This window comes from Nostoc sp. GT001 (assembly GCF_030382115.1).
In the GTDB taxonomy this organism is placed as follows: Bacteria; Cyanobacteriota; Cyanobacteriia; order Cyanobacteriales; family Nostocaceae; genus Nostoc.
In genome coordinates this window covers 824,546-841,095 of the sequence record NZ_JAUDRJ010000003.1, presented here as the reverse complement: position 1 = coordinate 841,095, position 16,550 = coordinate 824,546, and the positions used below count along the sequence as shown (strand labels likewise).

At 39.6% G+C, this 16,550-nt stretch carries 13 protein-coding genes and 1 pseudogene; 6 read left to right on the top strand and 8 right to left on the bottom strand.

Annotated features, from left to right (window positions below; translation table 11 throughout):
• The first annotated feature begins 678 nt into the window (after positions 1-678).
• From QUD05_RS06555 to QUD05_RS06535, 5 genes are all read left to right on the top strand, one after another.
• Complete coding sequence (locus tag QUD05_RS06555) at positions 679-1,998, top strand: hybrid sensor histidine kinase/response regulator (RefSeq protein WP_289795368.1); 1,320 nt, start codon at positions 679-681, stop codon at positions 1,996-1,998.
• 42 nt (positions 1,999-2,040) lie between these two features.
• Positions 2,041-3,192 carry an FIST signal transduction protein gene (locus QUD05_RS06550; RefSeq protein WP_289795367.1) on the top strand — a complete coding sequence of 384 codons (1,152 nt, stop codon included), beginning with the start codon at positions 2,041-2,043 and terminating at the stop codon, positions 3,190-3,192.
• 6 nt (positions 3,193-3,198) lie between these two features.
• Positions 3,199-4,242, top strand: a complete 1,044-nt coding sequence (locus QUD05_RS06545) for a sensor histidine kinase (RefSeq protein WP_289795366.1) — start codon at positions 3,199-3,201, stop codon at positions 4,240-4,242.
• Between the two features lie 673 nt (positions 4,243-4,915).
• Complete coding sequence (locus QUD05_RS06540) at positions 4,916-5,458, top strand: methanogen output domain 1-containing protein (protein WP_289795365.1); 543 nt, start codon at positions 4,916-4,918, stop codon at positions 5,456-5,458.
• An 82-nt stretch (positions 5,459-5,540) separates the two neighbouring features.
• Positions 5,541-6,932, top strand: a complete 1,392-nt coding sequence (locus QUD05_RS06535) for a PAS domain-containing sensor histidine kinase (RefSeq protein WP_289795364.1) — start codon at positions 5,541-5,543, stop codon at positions 6,930-6,932.
• A 249-nt stretch (positions 6,933-7,181) separates the two neighbouring features.
• On the opposite strand, the pseudogene QUD05_RS06530 reads toward QUD05_RS06535, so the two are convergent.
• The 4 genes and pseudogenes from QUD05_RS06530 to QUD05_RS06515 form a co-directional block, all read right to left on the bottom strand.
• Positions 7,182-8,787 (bottom strand): annotated as a pseudogene (locus QUD05_RS06530) (NAD(P)H-quinone oxidoreductase subunit N).
• A gap of 329 nt (positions 8,788-9,116) precedes the next feature.
• Positions 9,117-9,389: a hypothetical protein gene (locus QUD05_RS06525; RefSeq protein WP_289795363.1), complete on the bottom strand. Its 273-nt coding sequence runs from the start codon at positions 9,387-9,389 to the stop codon at positions 9,117-9,119.
• A gap of 60 nt (positions 9,390-9,449) precedes the next feature.
• Positions 9,450-10,511 (bottom strand): WD40 repeat domain-containing protein, encoded by a 1,062-nt coding sequence (locus QUD05_RS06520; protein ID WP_289795362.1) that lies wholly within the window; start codon positions 10,509-10,511, stop codon positions 9,450-9,452.
• Positions 10,512-10,584: 73 nt separating this feature from the next.
• Positions 10,585-11,556, bottom strand: a complete 972-nt coding sequence (locus QUD05_RS06515) for a CobW family GTP-binding protein (RefSeq protein ID WP_289795361.1) — start codon at positions 11,554-11,556, stop codon at positions 10,585-10,587.
• 297 nt (positions 11,557-11,853) lie between these two features.
• Between QUD05_RS06515 and QUD05_RS06510 the strand changes: the two genes are divergently transcribed.
• The gene (locus tag QUD05_RS06510; protein ID WP_289795360.1) at positions 11,854-12,801 is read left to right on the top strand and encodes an all3515 family Zur-repressed PEP-CTERM protein; all 948 of its coding nucleotides are present in this window, start codon (positions 11,854-11,856) and stop codon (positions 12,799-12,801) included.
• A 52-nt stretch (positions 12,802-12,853) separates the two neighbouring features.
• Here the strand turns inward: QUD05_RS06510 and QUD05_RS06505 are convergent, their stop codons facing one another.
• The 4 genes from QUD05_RS06505 to QUD05_RS06490 form a co-directional block, all read right to left on the bottom strand.
• Positions 12,854-13,768 (bottom strand): alpha/beta fold hydrolase, encoded by a 915-nt coding sequence (locus QUD05_RS06505; protein ID WP_289799895.1) that lies wholly within the window; start codon positions 13,766-13,768, stop codon positions 12,854-12,856.
• A gap of 87 nt (positions 13,769-13,855) precedes the next feature.
• The gene (locus QUD05_RS06500; protein ID WP_289795359.1) at positions 13,856-14,296 is read right to left on the bottom strand and encodes a SufE family protein; all 441 of its coding nucleotides are present in this window, start codon (positions 14,294-14,296) and stop codon (positions 13,856-13,858) included.
• Positions 14,297-14,705: 409 nt separating this feature from the next.
• On the bottom strand, positions 14,706-15,164 hold the full coding sequence (locus QUD05_RS06495; protein ID WP_289795358.1) for a hypothetical protein: 459 nt from the start codon (positions 15,162-15,164) through the stop codon (positions 14,706-14,708).
• Positions 15,165-15,988: 824 nt separating this feature from the next.
• Entirely contained in the window at positions 15,989-16,501 is a 513-nt protein-coding gene (locus tag QUD05_RS06490) for an RNA recognition motif domain-containing protein (protein WP_289795357.1), read from the bottom strand.
• Between the last annotated feature and the right edge of the window lie 49 nt (positions 16,502-16,550).

The following is a 16,550-nucleotide window of genomic DNA, read 5'->3' as shown; positions in this document are numbered from 1 at the left end:
GCATCGCATATACAAATTAAATACGCAACAGCTTAATACCAAAACCGAAGAAGAACGCAGGCGATCGCTACCAGCACAATTAGTGGTTAGGGACTTGCGTGAAAATAAAGTACCAATAAACCGAGTTTCGACACTTCGACTGAGCGCAGTCGAAGTGTCGAAACCCTCCTGGCTGGGACACTATTAACCCGCAGATCCCTTAGTCTGGTAATAGCAATGAGTCTTTTGGTCTAAAGACTCGATGCGGGTAATTGTTTCGATGTTCCAGACAGCGATGAAAATGCAAGAGCTTCAAAACGAGTTGAAGCTCCTAAATTTCATATCACTAATCAGTTTTTCAGCCTTCACTGAACCGTATTGAACTTAAGGCATCAAGAATATTGTTCTTAGATAGCGCTAATTTTCTAATAAAACAAGAGTGAAAATAACTAATTTAAGAGCGATCGCCTTTATAAAAGAGGACTTTAAACTTTGGTGATTGATGTCTATTAGCGATCGCCCCAACGCAAAGTTATAGGCAATTTAGCTTGAAGATGTTGCTGTTATCAGAGTTTTTGGGAACTATAGGGTTGTCAGACGATAAATTTGCAGTCTGTCTACCAATCAAATAGTGGTGACTTAGCTGCGATCGCAGGGCAATAGGGAATAACTAACAATGAATAAAATTAATTTAAATATATGAATGAACAACCAGATATAGAAGTGCTTTATACCCCAGATGATAGTTTAATCCTAGTGGTAGATGATACTACTACCAATTTAGAAATAGTCTTTAATACATTAACTAATGTAGGCTTTAAAGTTATCACGGAAAATGATGGAGAAAGGGCACTTAAGCAGGTTGAGTTCCAACTGCCTGACTTAATTTTATTAGATGTAATGATGCCAGGAATAGATGGATTTGAAACTTGTAAAAGACTGAAAGAAAATTCAGTTACTTGTGATATACCCGTAATTTTTATGACAGCAAATTCTGATACTCACAGTAAGGTAAAGGGTCTAAACATAGGAGCAGTTGATTACATCACAAAACCCTTTCATGAAGAAGAATTATTAGCTAGAATTAAAACCCATCTTCAATTACGAAATCTCACAAAAACTTTAGAAAAACGAGTTTTAGAAAGGACATCAGCATTATCTAGGGCATTAAAAGACCTACAAGAGTCTCAACTTCAGCTTGTACAGACAGAAAAAATGTCTGCTCTTGGTCAATTAGTAGCAGGAGTTGCTCATGAAATTAATAATCCAGTTGGTTTCATTCATGGCAATCTTGGACACGCTTCAGTATATTTCCAAGAAATGATTAATATTATTGACCTCTATCAGCAGCACTATCCTAATCCAGTTCCAGAAATTCAAGAAGAAATTGCAACGATAGATTTGAAGTATATACTTGCCGATCTACCTAATTTAATTTCCTCAATGAAAGAGGGAGTTCAGCGTATTCGCAACATTAGTACCAGCTTGAGAACCTTTTCTCGAGCAGATAGCGATCGCAAAGTGTCTTGCAACATTCATGATGGCATAGACAGTACAATTATGATTCTCAAACACCGTTTAAAAGCATCTGAAGATCGACCCGATATTCAAGTAATTAGAGATTATGATATATTGCCAGAATTAGAATGCTTTATCGGACAACTCAATCAGGTATTTATGAATTTATTAGCTAATGCTATTGATGCTTTAGAGGAATCTAATGTAGGACTTACCTATATGGAGATTGAAGCAAATCCTAATCAAATTTTGATTCAAACTACTCTCACTGAAGATAAAAATTATATCTTGATTAGGATTAAAGATAATGGCGTAGGAATGTCGGCTGATGTCCAACAAAAAATCTTTGACTATTTATTCACCACTAAGCCTGTGGGTCAAGGTACAGGACTAGGGTTATCAATTGCTCGTCAAATTGTTGTCGAAAAACATGGAGGAACTCTAGAGGTAAGTTCATCAATAGGACAAGGTTCAGAGTTTATCATTAAACTTCCTATTTAATAATTATAGTAAGTTACGTTTACCAACATAATAAATAAATTTATGTTCAAGGCAGTAGTAGGTCACAGTAACGATCCAGATTCTCTAGCAGCAATTGAAGAAGTTCTTCAGCAATCTGCCAGTTCTCTTGCAGGAGATATACCAAAAGCTGGGATTATTTTTGCTGCAATTGACTTTGATCATTCTCTCATTTTGCAACAAATCGATCGGGCTTTTCCGGGGATTGAGTTGATTGGTGGAACAACAGATGGAGAAATTTCTTCAGTCTTAGAGTTTCAGCAAGACTCAATCACTTTGATGTTATTTTGCTCAGATGAAGTTGAAATTTATGCAGGAGTTGGACGAAAAGTTTCAGACGATCCAATTACTGCAACTAAACAAGCTGTGGAGCAAGCCAAAGCAAAAAGTACCGCAGATCCAAAGCTATGCTTAACTCATCCAGAGAGCCTCACAACTAGTGGTGTCTCTATATTAAATGGCTTAAAGCTAGCTCTTGGTCAATATGTGCCAATATTCGGTGGTTTGGCAGGCGATCAATCAAGATATCAAAGTACGTATCAATTTTTTAAAACAGAAGTATTAAGTGATTCTGTACCAATTCTACTTTTTTCCGGCACAATATTGTTTTCTCACGCTGTTGCAAGTGGTTGGCATCCCATTGGTCAAACAAGCAAAGTGACTAAGGTAGATAAAAACATAGTCTATGAAATAGATGGTAAACCAGCTTTAGATTTTTATCATCATTATTTAGGTTTGCTTCCTCCTTCAATGGAATATCCACTAGCAGTGTTTGATGAGAATAAAGACAATTTTTATATAAGAGCACCTATTGCTTACAATCAAGAATCTAGTAGCATAACCTTTTTTGGAGATATTCCCGATCGAGCAATTATTCAAATTTCCGAAGCAGATTATGAAGATATTTTGGCAGCTTCCAAAGCATCATTTATGAATGCCTTAAATAATTATCCTGGTACAAAACCAAGTGCTGTTTTATTTTTTTCGTGTGTAGCTCGTCGGCAAATACTTGGTACTAAGGCACAAGAAGAGTATCAAAATACAAAACTTTGTCTGACTGACTATTTACCTGCCTGTGGATTTTATTCTTATGGAGAAATTGCTCCTATAGATGGAATTAGCCAGACGCAATTCCACAATGAAACTTTTGTAACTTTAATTTTGGGAAATCAGTAAAAATTAATGGAAATATTAGATTATCAACAAGAAATTAAGGAATTAAAAAAAGCCAATCGAATTATCCAAAAAAAATTAGAGCGTTCTGAATTAGACCGGAAAAAACTTGAAGAAACAAATCGAAAAAAAGAATCTTTGCTCAGGAGAGTAATTGATGAATTAAAGGAATATCAAAATAAATTAGAAGAAAGAAGCCATGAGCTAGAAATGATGCTGCTTAATCTTCAGATAATGGAGAATAAGATGTCTACTTTGGGAAGTATGGTAGCAGATGTAGCTCATGAGATTAATAACCCAGTTGGGTTTATTGCAGGTAATCTGACTCCAGCGAAAGAGTATATTGAGAATTTATTATATCTAATTGATCTCTATCAGCAGACCTATCCTAAAGCATCTCAGCAAATTGAAGAAACAATCAAAATGATTGATCTAGAATATGTACGCGAGGATCTACCTAAACTCATTTCCTCAATGAGAGAAGGTACAGATCGTATTTCCAATATTAGTGACAGCCTGCGAACTTTCTCTAGAGCAGATACAGAAGAAAAAACTCTGTTTAATATTCATGAAGGTATTAACAGTACTCTCCTCATTCTCAAGCATCGGTTACAAGCTAATAAGATTCGTCCTGCTATTCAAGTAGTTCAATATTACGAAGAATTGCCCTTAGTAGAATGCTTTCCAGGACAATTGAATCAGGTATTTATGAATCTATTGGCAAATGCCATTGATGCTTTAGATGAATCTAATGCTGGGCTGAGTTTTAATGATATTAAACTAAATCCTAATCAAATTACAATTCATACTGCCCTCACTGAAGATAAGAATCATGTCTCGATTCGGATTCAAGATAATGGGGTGGGAATATCGGCTGATGTTCAGCAAAAAATGTTTGATCATTTATTCACAACAAAACCTGTGGGAAAAGGAACAGGATTAGGATTATCAATTGCTTATCAAATAATTGTCCAAAAACATAAAGGAACTCTAGAAGTAAATTCTGTGTTAGGAAAAGGTTCTGAATTTATTATCAATATACCTATTTGTTAAATCATCAAACATATAAATTATTAAAAGTATTTAAAAAAAGATCCAAGATAATAGCAAGTGACAGTGATGGAAATTTGCGACTTCCTACCTCATAATTAATTACATTTTTAAAGCAGAAATTTTATTTATAGAAAACAAAAAATTTTATCCTGGTTGCGAACAAGTAGATTTTTGTGCGGGTTGATAATAAAATATTTTTAGTGTTAACAATATTTTGCCCCAAAAGATTCTCCCAACCCAAGCCCACTAATCATGGGGAAAATACTTAATATTTTGCTTGCTAACTTTTAAGACTAGATCTAATTCCCCACTTTTTAAGGAGGGTTAGAAAGGATAATGGGGACTTAACCTAGAAGAAACTATGCAAAACCGTAAACTGTCACAACGATAAGGCTCAGAATTTGTTATGGAGATTATTTTTTATTAGAACCAAAAGAAACATTAAATTCTCAGAATAAAAATATTAAGTAGTTACTTTAGAGACATTTTGGGGAACTCTAAGTAAGTCGGTGAGAATAAATCAAACTAGATTAAGTAATGTAAAAAATATTGAGATTATTTCTTAGTGTTCGCGCAGCCCTCTCTGCGAGACGCTTCGCTAACACTACAAACCTTGAATTATTCACACCGCTGTACTCATAACTCTACTTCTTAGATTGTATCCTCAAAATTTATGATCAATGTACCCAAGCACTCAATAGCTACGCTTAATCTTTCTTTAGAACGCGACATATTTTTACGCACACTAATCAGAGAATTATCTGGTACTTTGCAGGATGTAGTTGGTTTAGAAGAAGCTTCGGGATTTATTAGCGTTGTTGGTGAAAGGATGGGAAGGCAGATTAACCAAGATTATAAATCTGCCTTGGAAATCTCTAACCTTTCTCGTAAGCAGGTAGCTGATGTCTTGATTGATTTAAAAAAACGCATCCAGGGCGATTTTTATGTGATTGAGCAGGATGATGAAAAAATTGTCTTTGGCAACCGTGTTTGCCCATTTGGCGACAAAGTACTTAATCGCCCTGCCATGTGCATGATGACTTCAAACGTTTTTGGAACGATCGCAGCTAATAATCTGGGATATGCGAAAGTAGAATTGCAAGAAACCATAGCACAGGGTGATCCTGGATGTAAAGTTATTGTTTACTTAAAACTTACAGAAGAAGCAGAAGATGCAGAAGGTCGAGAATACTTTAGGGGACTAGAATCTGTGTAAACCCTTCAGCATCAAAATAATTCCGGGACATAAGCTTAGTGCAGATATGTAAAGTGAATCGAACCCTGAAATTGGAAGCACCATGACTCCTGAACAGTTTCTTGAATTTGCCAGAGTTTTACCAGAACCTTTACTTCTGGTGAGTGGAGAGGGTCAGTTGTTAGCTACCAATCAACCAGTGGCAGATATGTTGGGGTTACGCCGTCAAGAACTGCAAGGAAGAATGCTTTTTGAAATTGTAATTGAGCCTGCCAACGATATTGTCAGGTATCTGCAAGCTTGTTCAAGTAGCAGGGCAATGGTTATTGGCTCCTTGACTTTACGAAAGAATGATGGGCAAACGTTAATATGTCGTAGTCAGGGAGCCGTTATTCAACCTTGGTCTCCTGAATCTTCAGCTTTAATTCTCTTACGCTTGGAAAATAGAACTTTGACCAGCAGTAATTTCGTTCTCCTGAATGAAAAAATTGATGAGTTAGCTAAAGAAATTCAGAGACGAAAACAGGCAGAGGAAGCACTCAAGAAAGCGAATCAAGAGTTAGAAATTCGGGTTGAAGAACGTACTACTGCTTTACAAGAAACACTAAACGAATTACAACTTACTCAAACTCAGCTTATCCAAGCTGAAAAAATGTCTAGTTTAGGTCAGATGGTCGCTGGTATTGCTCATGAAATTAATAACCCAGTGAGTTTTATTTATGGGAACCTTCACCACGCCCATAAATACACTCAGGATTTACTGAAATTGGTGCAAATTTATCAACAAATTTGTTCAAATACTCCTCCAGAAATCCAAGAGCAAATAGAAGAAATAGACTTAGATTTTCTGATTCAAGACATAACTAAACTCTTCAAGTCAATGCAAGTGGGAGCAGAACGCATTCAGGAAATTGTTAAATCACTACGTAATTTTTCCAGGCTGGATGAAGCAGAACTTAAGCAAGTCAATATTCATGAAGGAATTGATAGTACTTTAATGATTTTGGAGCATCGCCTGCAAGCTAGGCATGAGTATCCAGAAATCAAAGTCATCAAAAAATATAGTCAACTGCCGAATGTAACTTGCTATCCTGGTCAACTTAATCAAGTGTTTATGAATATTCTTGCTAATGCAATTGATGCACTGGAGGCGTCGGCACTCAACGGTAATTGTTTAGCAGTAAATCCACAAAGAATTGACAATCAAAAACTGATAAATAATAATCCCCAAATTCAAATTAAAACTGAGTTAGTCGATGAACAATGGATAGCGGTTAGTATTGCTGATAATGGTTTGGGGATAAATGAACAAGTTCGCTCAAAGCTATTTGACCCCTTTTTTACCACTAAATCTGTGGGCAAAGGTACTGGACTAGGACTATATATAAGCTATCAGATTATAGTTGAAAAACATAACGGACAACTTAGCTGTTTTTCTGTTCCAGGAAAAGGTGCAGAATTTATAATTAGGATACCTATTAACTCAGTATCATAAAATTTAACTTAGAGGACGTTTGAAAAGTCTCCTCGTCGGTATCAAAACGTTTTCGATCCCCCTAAATCCCCCTTAAAAAGGGGGACTTTAAGGATTCCCCCCTTTTTAAGGGGGGTTAGGAGGGATCAACCAGTGCTTAAAATCACAGCTAACCACTTTTCAAACATCCTCTTAAAAGATATGACAAAGCCTGTCTGCTAATTAGCAAACAGGCTCTACCCTTGAGGACAAAGTTTGGTTGAAACTCGGTTAAATCTTCGCAGTAGAATCAACTGAGGGTTGAGACTGACTAACCGAATCTAACTTTGGCAAAAGCAGTACATTTTGTGCTTTTACATTACTGTTGATTGTTGCTTGCAAAAATGGGGTATTGGAGATAGAATTGTTAGCCAATGTAAACAGTGGATTTGACAAAATCCCTGCTACTGTAGTGGCAATTAATGTTACTACCAACCCGACTTGCAAAGGTCTTAGCCCAGGCAAATCCCAACGCACTTGGGGATAATTCTTCACTGCGTCAGACATTTCATGGGGTTCTTTGACTACCATCATCTTAACTACGCGAATGTAGTAGTAGATGGAGACGACGCTGGTAACTAAGCCCAGCAAAACTAACCAATAAAGTCCTGCTTGCCAACCAGCCCAGAATAAGTAAATCTTGCCGAAAAACCCAGCCAATGGTGGAATACCACCCAAGGAAAGCAGGGAAATACTCAACGCCAGTGTTAGGAGTGGATCTTTTTGATATAAACCAGAGTATTCGGCAATCTGGTCGGTTCCCGTGCGTAGTGAGAATAGGATGATGCAGGTAAAGCCGCACAGGTTCATGAACAGGTAAACCAGTAGGTAAAATACCATACTCGCATAGCCCGCTTGTGTACCAGCAATCAAGCCAATCATCACAAACCCAGCTTGGGCAATGGATGAATAAGCTAGCATCCGTTTCATGCTGGTTTGAGCTAGGGCGACTACGTTACCCAAAATCATGCTGAGAACGGCTAGAGCCAGTGAAGACAAACCTCCACTCGTCAGCAACAAGAGGGAAGGCTGTGAGCAGCAAGCGGATGGCTAGGGCAAACCCAGCCGCTTTGGAACCGACAGATAAAAAGGCGATGACTGGGGTGGGAGCGCCTTCGTAAACGTCTGGTGTCCACTGGTGGAAGGGTGCGGCGGAGATTTTGAAGCCAATACCTGCGATCGCAAATACCAGGGCAATCACTAAACCCAAAGATTGGCCGACTTTAGCTGTGGCAATGCCATTAGCGATCGCACTAAGTTCAGTTTGTCCTCCAGATAGTCCATACAGCAGTGATACACCGTACAAAAATATTGCCGTGCTGGAAGCTCCAATTAACAAGTATTTCAGCGCCGCTTCATTAGAGCGGGGGTCACGCTTGGTATAACCTGTCAACAGGTAAGAGGAGATACTCAGGGTTTCTAGGGAGATGAAAATCATCACCAACTCACTAGCCCCGGATAAAAACATCCCTCCCAGAGTAGCACTCAGCAAAATAGCGATGAATTCGCCTAAAGCAGTGCCACTCTGCTCAACGTAGCGAATTGACATCAGTATAGTGGCGATCGCAGATAAGGCAATAATGCCGCGAAAGACGATACTCAGGTCATCACTGTTAAAGCTACCGGTAAAACCGATGGGATTAGGAGAGTCCCATTGAAAATAGAGGGCGACAATCGAAGCAAATAAACCTGCGATCGCTAGATATCCAATCCAGCGCGCGGATGTACGCCCCAAAATCAAATCAACTATCAAAACCCCCAAGAGGGTGAGAATAACAATCCCCTCTGGTAAAATCGTTCCAGCGTTTAGCTGGGATGCAATATTAGCAAAATCCATGAGATGTATAGGTTTTGGCGATTAGACATTAAGGCTAACTCTGTTCACTCTAGCAAGTTTTCTAATCCCCGGACTAGCTCTTTTAACAAGAGCTTAACAGGTTGGATGCAGACGGCAATTGCACCAACCTTACTACTTTACCAGCAGCTTTCTCAGTATCCAGGGATTCACTTAACAACTTGCCTACTTCGTTTTTCAGGCGTGACTTTTAGCGAATATCATCAATAATTATGCTGCAACCAGTGCGATAGTTACGTACAAAAAGCTTATAAAATTAATAAGGGCACAGCATTGCTGTGCCCCTACAATATCCATAACTTCTAACTTTATTAAAAATCGACAGATGGCAGTTTGCCTTGTAAAGACTGAAATTTAGACTGAACACAGTTTGCACAATTGCAACCAAGTTGATCAATAATCGGATTAGATGTTTGAGTCAACATTGGTGTTACCAGATCAGGAATTTGTTGTGTAGATACTACCGTAACAATTTGTGTAGGGTATAGAGATTGCAGGCTGGATGCGTTTGCTGGATTGACTACCAGCAGCATGGATACGAGAAATGCGGGACAGGCGAGTAAAATCAGTTTGACTATGTTCATAATTTACACAAAGATAGCTTTGCTGATACAGCATAGCTAATAAATTGCCTAGCTTCAACCTTAACTGCGCCCGAATCCTTGACCCCGCAAAACCTTTGACCAAACAAGTAATTCGCCCTGTTCACCGCCTGCGGCCAGTAACTTACCTTCGGGATGCCAAGCTAGGGTGGAAAATCCTGCTGAGACACCTGTGATAATTTGGGATACTTCCTTGGCTTTGTTCCACAAACATAACCAGCCATCAGCAGCAGCAGAAGCGAGAAGGAAGCTTTTGGGTGCAAAGGCGATCGCATTGATCACACCTACATGATTTGTTAAAACTCGCGCTTCCCAACCTAAAGTGTCATCCTCTAGCTTTTCCCACACCACAATACCTTCAACGCTAGAAGATGCCAGTATTGGCGCACCGACTTTGGTCATAGCTTCTGACCATGCCAATTGGCGAATTTTACCAGGGAAGCCACGCATCACCCAAGGGTCGGGGTTGTTCCATTCTAAAACGGTGACACTACGATCCATGTTGCCAGAAGCCAGGTATTTACCATCAGGCGACCAAGCCATAGCCACACTGACAGTAGTCATATCTAGGTTGTATGGTTCTTCATCCCAGTTTTGACTATGCCAAATCTTGATACCCTGATAACCGCTAATGGCTAGGTATTGCCCATCAATGCGCCAATCAATGCCCAAAACTGACGAGTTTTCAAAATTCAGCGTCACAACAATTTCACGAGTATCTGCATCCCAGACTTGGACATAACGCCCCAAACTAAAAGCTAGTTGGTTACTGGTGTAATTCCAAGCTAGCTTGTCAACCCATGCGGGGGCATTTTCCAAAGTGGCGATTAATTCAGTATTCTGCCAAATTTTCACCTGTCCATCTTGTCCACCAACGGCTAAAAATTTTCCATCTGGCGAAAAAGCTAGACAGTCTACAGATTTACCGTTACCAGTTTGTAAGCTTGTGAGTTCGCCATTATTCCACAGAACAACTTCCCCGGCGGCAGAAGTTGCTGCTAAAGTTTTACCTTGTGGCGACCAAGCGATCGCAGTTACATAATCTGAAAGTGTTCCCGAATAGTGTTGTTCAAATTCCTTAGATTTGCTGGTTGTGGTGTTCATATTTGTAAAAGGGGATGGGGAATGGGGAATGGGGAATGGGGAACTGGTAAATTCCCTACTCTCCACTGCCTATTTAAGCTAGACAAGCGAGAAAATCTTGCTTGAGTTGGGCTGCATCAAGGTTGCGACCGATGAAGACTAGTTCGTTTTTGGGGGTTTCACTTGGTTTCCAGGGGCGATCGGGTTTGCCATCAAATATCATGTGTACTCCCTGGAATACAAATCGATTATCTTCTCCAGCAATATTTAAAATGCCTTTCATCCGAAAAATATCGGGGCCTTGAGTACGCAGTAACTCTGAAAGCCAAGCGTTTAATTTTTCTCCATCAACTGCACCCGCTTCTACTAAAGCCACAGAAAATACAGTTTCATCGTGTACGTGGGCATCTTCTCCCAAGAAATCTGGATCAATTTCTAATGCACGATCTAAATCAAAAGCTTTTACACCTAATAAAGCATCCATTCCTAGTTCAGAATTTTGGGTGCGGTAGATTTTTGCGATCGCATTCATCGCCCGAATCCGTTTCTCCAATTCATTCAACTCTTCTGGCGCTACTAAATCTGTTTTATTAAGTAAAATTACATCGGCAAAAGCAATCTGTTCTTGGGCTTCGTCTGCATCCCAGTGCTGCCAAATATGCTTGGCATCTACCACTGTCACCACTGCATCTAGAGATAATTGGCTTTGCAAATCTTCATCCACAAAAAATGTCTGAATCACTGGTGCAGGGTCGGCTAATCCAGTTGTTTCAATTACTAAATGGTCAAATTTATCGCGCCGCTTCATCAAATTGCCAATGATACGAATTAAATCGCCGCGCACTGTACAACAGATACAGCCATTATTCATTTCAAATATTTCTTCATCTGCATCGATAATCAATTGATTATCAATACCCACTTCCCCAAATTCATTGACAATCACAGCAACTTTTTTGCCGTGTTCGTAGGTGAGGATGTGATTGAGTAGAGTCGTTTTACCTGCTCCCAAATAGCCTGTAAGAACAGTAACGGGAACTGAATTGTTAATTACGTCAGCCACCATACTCTAAATTCCTCTTGTCTCACCTTATGGATAATCATTATCGCCTATGATAAATCTTTTTATATTTTTGTGCGAACTTGCTATTGTTTTGGCTTTCAGCAAAATCATCACATAATTTAATCACAAAACATTTTATTTTTATGCATCTGCAATAAGTAGTAAATATTCAAGAGTTGGCGTAGCTGATAAGAATATTCCAACTCACCCTGCGGGAAGTCGCAGGTTAGTACATTGACAATTCTACAACAAGCATGATAATCATTATCACATAGAAAAATTATAGATTGATGGAGAAGCGTGGTGGTTTCAAGAAACACTACCTGCTCGAAAAAGCAAGTAACTCAAACAGGGCAAGCATCTGCGTCTCTTGCAATCAGCTTTTTGGTTGTTGCGCCACTGGTTTTATCTACCGCTTTAGCGCCAGCACAAGCAGATGATACTCATAATCATTCAGATGAAACGGGCTTTTACATTGGATTAGATAGTTTGGAGGCTCTCTCTACAGGGACATACGCAGGTTTAGAGAACCCCAACTACAATCGTTTAACCCTTCTCTTTGCACATAGGAATGAAGACACGCCGGAATCAAGCCATTTCCACGGCATTGGTACTTATAGCTACTCAGGTGCTTTAGATAACCTAACTATTAACCCAACTAATACAAATAACCGAATTCCTGAATCTTACTCAGAACAACCGCCGCTAACATTATTACCTGGTACAGGGTTTTATACTGGTCGCTTGATTAGTACTGCAACAGATAAGGAATATAGCAATCTGACAATAGAACCTATCGCGTCGCTAAAAACTTCCAAAGAATTAGACAACCAATATTTATTCAATAGCTCCAATGGTCGTTGGCAGTCGTCCCTTGAAGGTGCAAATATTGGTTTACAATTAGCGTCAATTAGCAGCGGATTGAATATTGGCGATTCAGCAGGCGTTGATATTGTCAAGTCAGTCGGTGATATCTACACAATCGGCAGTGGTGATGATTTTTCGTTCACCCCTACCTTTTGGACTGATGCTGCTGCACCACTGGGAACTTATTCTGCATCATTCAAGCTAGTGGATTTAGGCAGTGATAATCACCGTATTCCCTTTAAAGAGTCTGGCACTTTCAATTTTGATTTTGAAGTCAAGACTGTGCCTGAGTCGTCAAATGTCCTTGGTCTTGGTATAGTCGGTCTACTAGCGCTTTCTCTTTCTCGCTTGCAAAAACTTAATCGCAATAGTTTGAACTAATTTTCATTTCGCACCAAGGTGCAAAATGATCTTTGCGTCTTGGTGCGAAGATTTAATTTCCTGACGAGAACAAAAAATCTTGAACTGCTTCTAAAACAACTGCTGGGTATTCTTCATGCAATCCCAGAGAACCAGGGATAACAAAACTTTTCACTCCTGGTAATGCTACCAAAGCGTTCATTTCTTCTCGTGATTTTGGGGGGCTGGATTCTCCAATTACTACCATGAGCGGTACAGTTAAAGACTTTACAAGTTCTAAAAAATCAGATTGTGCGTGTACAGCATCAAGATTACCAGTGACAAAGGCAGCAGATGCAAATCGCGCTCCTGGTTGTTGAGTTGTGTGCCACTTCTTCTCAATGAAACTCGGTGTAATTTTAGCCGCGTCAGTAAAGACATGACGGCGATACATAAAACTTAATAAAGATGGGGCAGTATTGAGTTTGTAGAGAGCTTGACCAAGTATAGGCGATCGCACCAATCCTCTCACAATGCCAGCTATTTGCTGACTTGCGCCCATTGTTGGCAAAGGCCCACGCCAAGTAGGAGCTAACAATATAATCTTTGAGAAAGCAGCAGGTTGTTTCACAGCTAATTGTAAAACGTAACTAGCAGCATGACCAGCCGCCACCACGGTAATGGAAGTATTAAAAACAGCTTTGACAAAATCTTCCAGAAAGTGCTGATATATTTCCGGTCGATAATTCAAACTAGGGCGAGAAGATTCACCAAAACCAGGCCAGTCTATGGCTACAACTTGAAAATTGGGAGCTAGTAACTTGGCAAGTTCACCGACTTCCAAACGCGTCGAAACACTGCTGAAAGATGGTAGTAGCAATAGCGGTGAACCTTTACCGAGGGTTTCATAAACAACCCGCAATTGCTGATTTTCAAAATTCCAGAGATATTCTTGAACTACTCCACCAAAGCCAATAGCAGCAGCAGTAGATAATAGATTGCTTGGCATAAGACTAAATTTTGGTAGTTGTACGCTATTTGTCATTTGTCAGTTGTCCTTTGTCCTTTGCAAATCACCAATGACCAATGACCAAGTTTAGTTAGGCAAATCTAACTTACATTCCAATGCTTTTTTTTGCATAGTTTTAAAAATATTGTAAAATCCATTCGCACGGGAAGGTGTCAGGCTAACGTTTAAACCTGTTTCTTGAATAAAATCTGGGGTAAGTTGGACAATCTCAGTTGGCGTTAGTCCATGCAATCCTTCAACGAGAAGACCTACTAAACCTTTGGTTAACTGGGAATCAGACTCGCCCTGAAACACAACTTTACCGTCATCCAAAGCTGCGGTGATAAAAACTTGAGACACGCAACCAGGAACTTTATTTTCGGGTAATTTCTCCGCTTCTGGAAACTCATTGAGCTTCTGAGCATACCAGATTAGCTGTTCGTAGCGTCGCTTCGGTTCGGAAGCGCGTTGAAAGCGCTGGACAATTTTAGCGAGCGCAGGTGGCAAAGAATCTAGAGTTGAGGACATAACAGAAGCTGAAAACTATCGGTATCTCCTTGAGTGTAGATTATCTTTAGAGCAATCGCGCCTCCGCTTCTGTTGGCATTACTGACTCTAATTTATCAAATCCAGATAATTACTGCGTAGGCGCAGCCCGCCGTAGGCATCGCATTGATAAAGATCAGGTTTTTTTATGTGTGTAATCAGGGGGTAATGAGCAATCGAACAGAAAGTTCCGCTAAGGCTGTAACCCTTACTGGATAAACATTATATCATTATATAAATCAATATTTTTGGCAATTCTCAATGTACCAATTAAGCTATTATAAGCACTGCTGCAATTTTTTGTTTTCACGCTGTCTGCCATAATTTTTTTATAGAACAAATCATGGCAGACTAGTATTTTCAAAGATATTTGCAACTAAGAAGCATTGCATTAGATGAGACTTAGTATCCCATTGGAACCTAAGACAAAAGCATAATTTCCAGGAGCGTTGACGGTAGTTTTATTTAGTTGAATACCATCTGTGTACAAATCTCCATCAAACCTCACATCAGCTATTGTTGCTTGGTCTGAAAAGACTATTGAATTACCGGGTTTTAGTTGAAGATCTTGCGAAATTGTATTACCAAAGCTTAAATCAAAATAGAGCGGAGAAGAAGTCCCATTGTATATGTCAAGTGTATTTTTCGATCCGGTTGGATTGAGATTGGGATTGGGTATGAGTGATACGCCTCCTAGGTCGAGTCCATCTAGGAAGCCTCCACCGCTAATAACTTGAGAGGTCTCGTTATCTAACTTTTTGATTAAACCTAGAGCTTCTAAATCTGTTTTATTGTCTGAACTAAATTGCGAGTGTTGAGAATTTATACGTAATACTCCAATTAAATGCAATATCCAATGCTAGGGATATATTTATTCATCCCATACTGTTTAGTTCGATGCATTTTCTGATTTATGCACTCAATAAAAACATATCCCCACACCCCTCCCATTTGTCACAAATTAAAAATAAGTGAATTTTGTCAATACATCTTTGAGCATAAATTTGTAGGGATTGCGGTAGGGGTAGTGAGTGCGATCGCCCTCTAATATCGTGTCCGCAGAATTAGTTATGCTAACCACAGTCATTGCACCCCACACGCCAGATGCTCCACTTGGGGAGACCCCATCGCCCTTGGCGTCTCCCCTTGGGAGAAGACCGCACTGGCTCCCCTTAATCCCCTCCCCGCTCTTCGGGAGAGGGGAGACAAAGCGTAGCTTTGGCGAGGGTGGGGTTCTTCGGGTTTAATAAGCAATCAAACGGACATGATTTAACACGGTATCACTACTCATTTGACCCCAATCACAAAAACTTAATTTTATTTTTTTTATAAGCAAGCTTTAACAATAAGTCTACATAAACTATAGTTGCATCAATATATACTTTTTTGTTACGCAAGTATGATAAATTTGTGAAACTTATGTGTCGTTTGATTTGATTAAAATCCAGATAAATTTTATGGAGCTTGGGCGGTTTGCACGCTCTTTGCTGCTAACTCTTAGGTACGAATTGATGTGACTAGTAGCGATGCGATACCTACAGCGGACTGCGCCTACGCGCTTACAAAATTAGCTGCAAGTTCATTAAACTAAGCAGCTAGATAATTATCAACAATTAAAAATTAAAAATCAAAAAATATTCTGATTTTTAATTTTTAATTTCTCTCCCTTGAGGATTAATTTGTAGTTTGTGCAGCTAGCATCTGCTTCAGCTTTTCTAATTCCGAAGCCCAACGAGGATCTGGACGAATGGCGTCCGAATCGGTGGTTGTAGTGCTGGTTTCGCGAGAACCTCCGCCACCGCCGCCACGACGAGGCTTTTTAGAGCTTTTCTCACGACGGCTACCTTCTCTGTTCGGGCTAGGAGTCGGGGTACTATTACTAGTACTAGCAAGAGTAACTGGTTTAGGAGCTTGCTCGTCGCCCTCTTCACCCTTTGTCCGAGGTAATGCCTTCTCTAGCTTAATGGGAGTGTCTTTGAACATCTGACCATTATACTTTTCAATAATTTCGTCAGCTTGTTCGTCATTGTTGACTGTAAGAAAACCGAAACCACGGCATTTGCCAGTTTTGCGGTCTTTAATTAATTTAGTAGTTACAGCATCACCTTCTGCTGCAAAAACGGCTTGCAGATCTTGACGATCTATTTCATCTTTAGGCAAATTACCTATATATAGGCGAACGGACATGAACTATACCTCCAGAGTTGAATGAACATGGCAAGGCAAGAAAACAATC

What these genes read in the sequence shown, in the direction of transcription:
- QUD05_RS06505 (WP_289799895.1), bottom strand. Translation starts at nt 13,768, where the DNA reads ATGCCAAGCAATCTATTATCTACTGCTGCTGCTATTGGCTTTGGTGGA.
- QUD05_RS06550 (WP_289795367.1), top strand. Translation starts at nt 2,041, where the DNA reads ATGTTCAAGGCAGTAGTAGGTCACAGTAACGATCCAGATTCTCTAGCA.
- QUD05_RS06540 (WP_289795365.1), top strand. Translation starts at nt 4,916, where the DNA reads ATGATCAATGTACCCAAGCACTCAATAGCTACGCTTAATCTTTCTTTA.
- QUD05_RS06490 (WP_289795357.1), bottom strand. Translation starts at nt 16,501, where the DNA reads ATGTCCGTTCGCCTATATATAGGTAATTTGCCTAAAGATGAAATAGAT.
- QUD05_RS06535 (WP_289795364.1), top strand. Translation starts at nt 5,541, where the DNA reads ATGACTCCTGAACAGTTTCTTGAATTTGCCAGAGTTTTACCAGAACCT.
- QUD05_RS06520 (WP_289795362.1), bottom strand. Translation starts at nt 10,511, where the DNA reads ATGAACACCACAACCAGCAAATCTAAGGAATTTGAACAACACTATTCG.
- QUD05_RS06500 (WP_289795359.1), bottom strand. Translation starts at nt 14,296, where the DNA reads ATGTCCTCAACTCTAGATTCTTTGCCACCTGCGCTCGCTAAAATTGTC.
- QUD05_RS06555 (WP_289795368.1), top strand. Translation starts at nt 679, where the DNA reads ATGAATGAACAACCAGATATAGAAGTGCTTTATACCCCAGATGATAGT.
- QUD05_RS06545 (WP_289795366.1), top strand. Translation starts at nt 3,199, where the DNA reads ATGGAAATATTAGATTATCAACAAGAAATTAAGGAATTAAAAAAAGCC.
- QUD05_RS06525 (WP_289795363.1), bottom strand. Translation starts at nt 9,389, where the DNA reads ATGAACATAGTCAAACTGATTTTACTCGCCTGTCCCGCATTTCTCGTA.
- QUD05_RS06515 (WP_289795361.1), bottom strand. Translation starts at nt 11,556, where the DNA reads ATGGTGGCTGACGTAATTAACAATTCAGTTCCCGTTACTGTTCTTACA.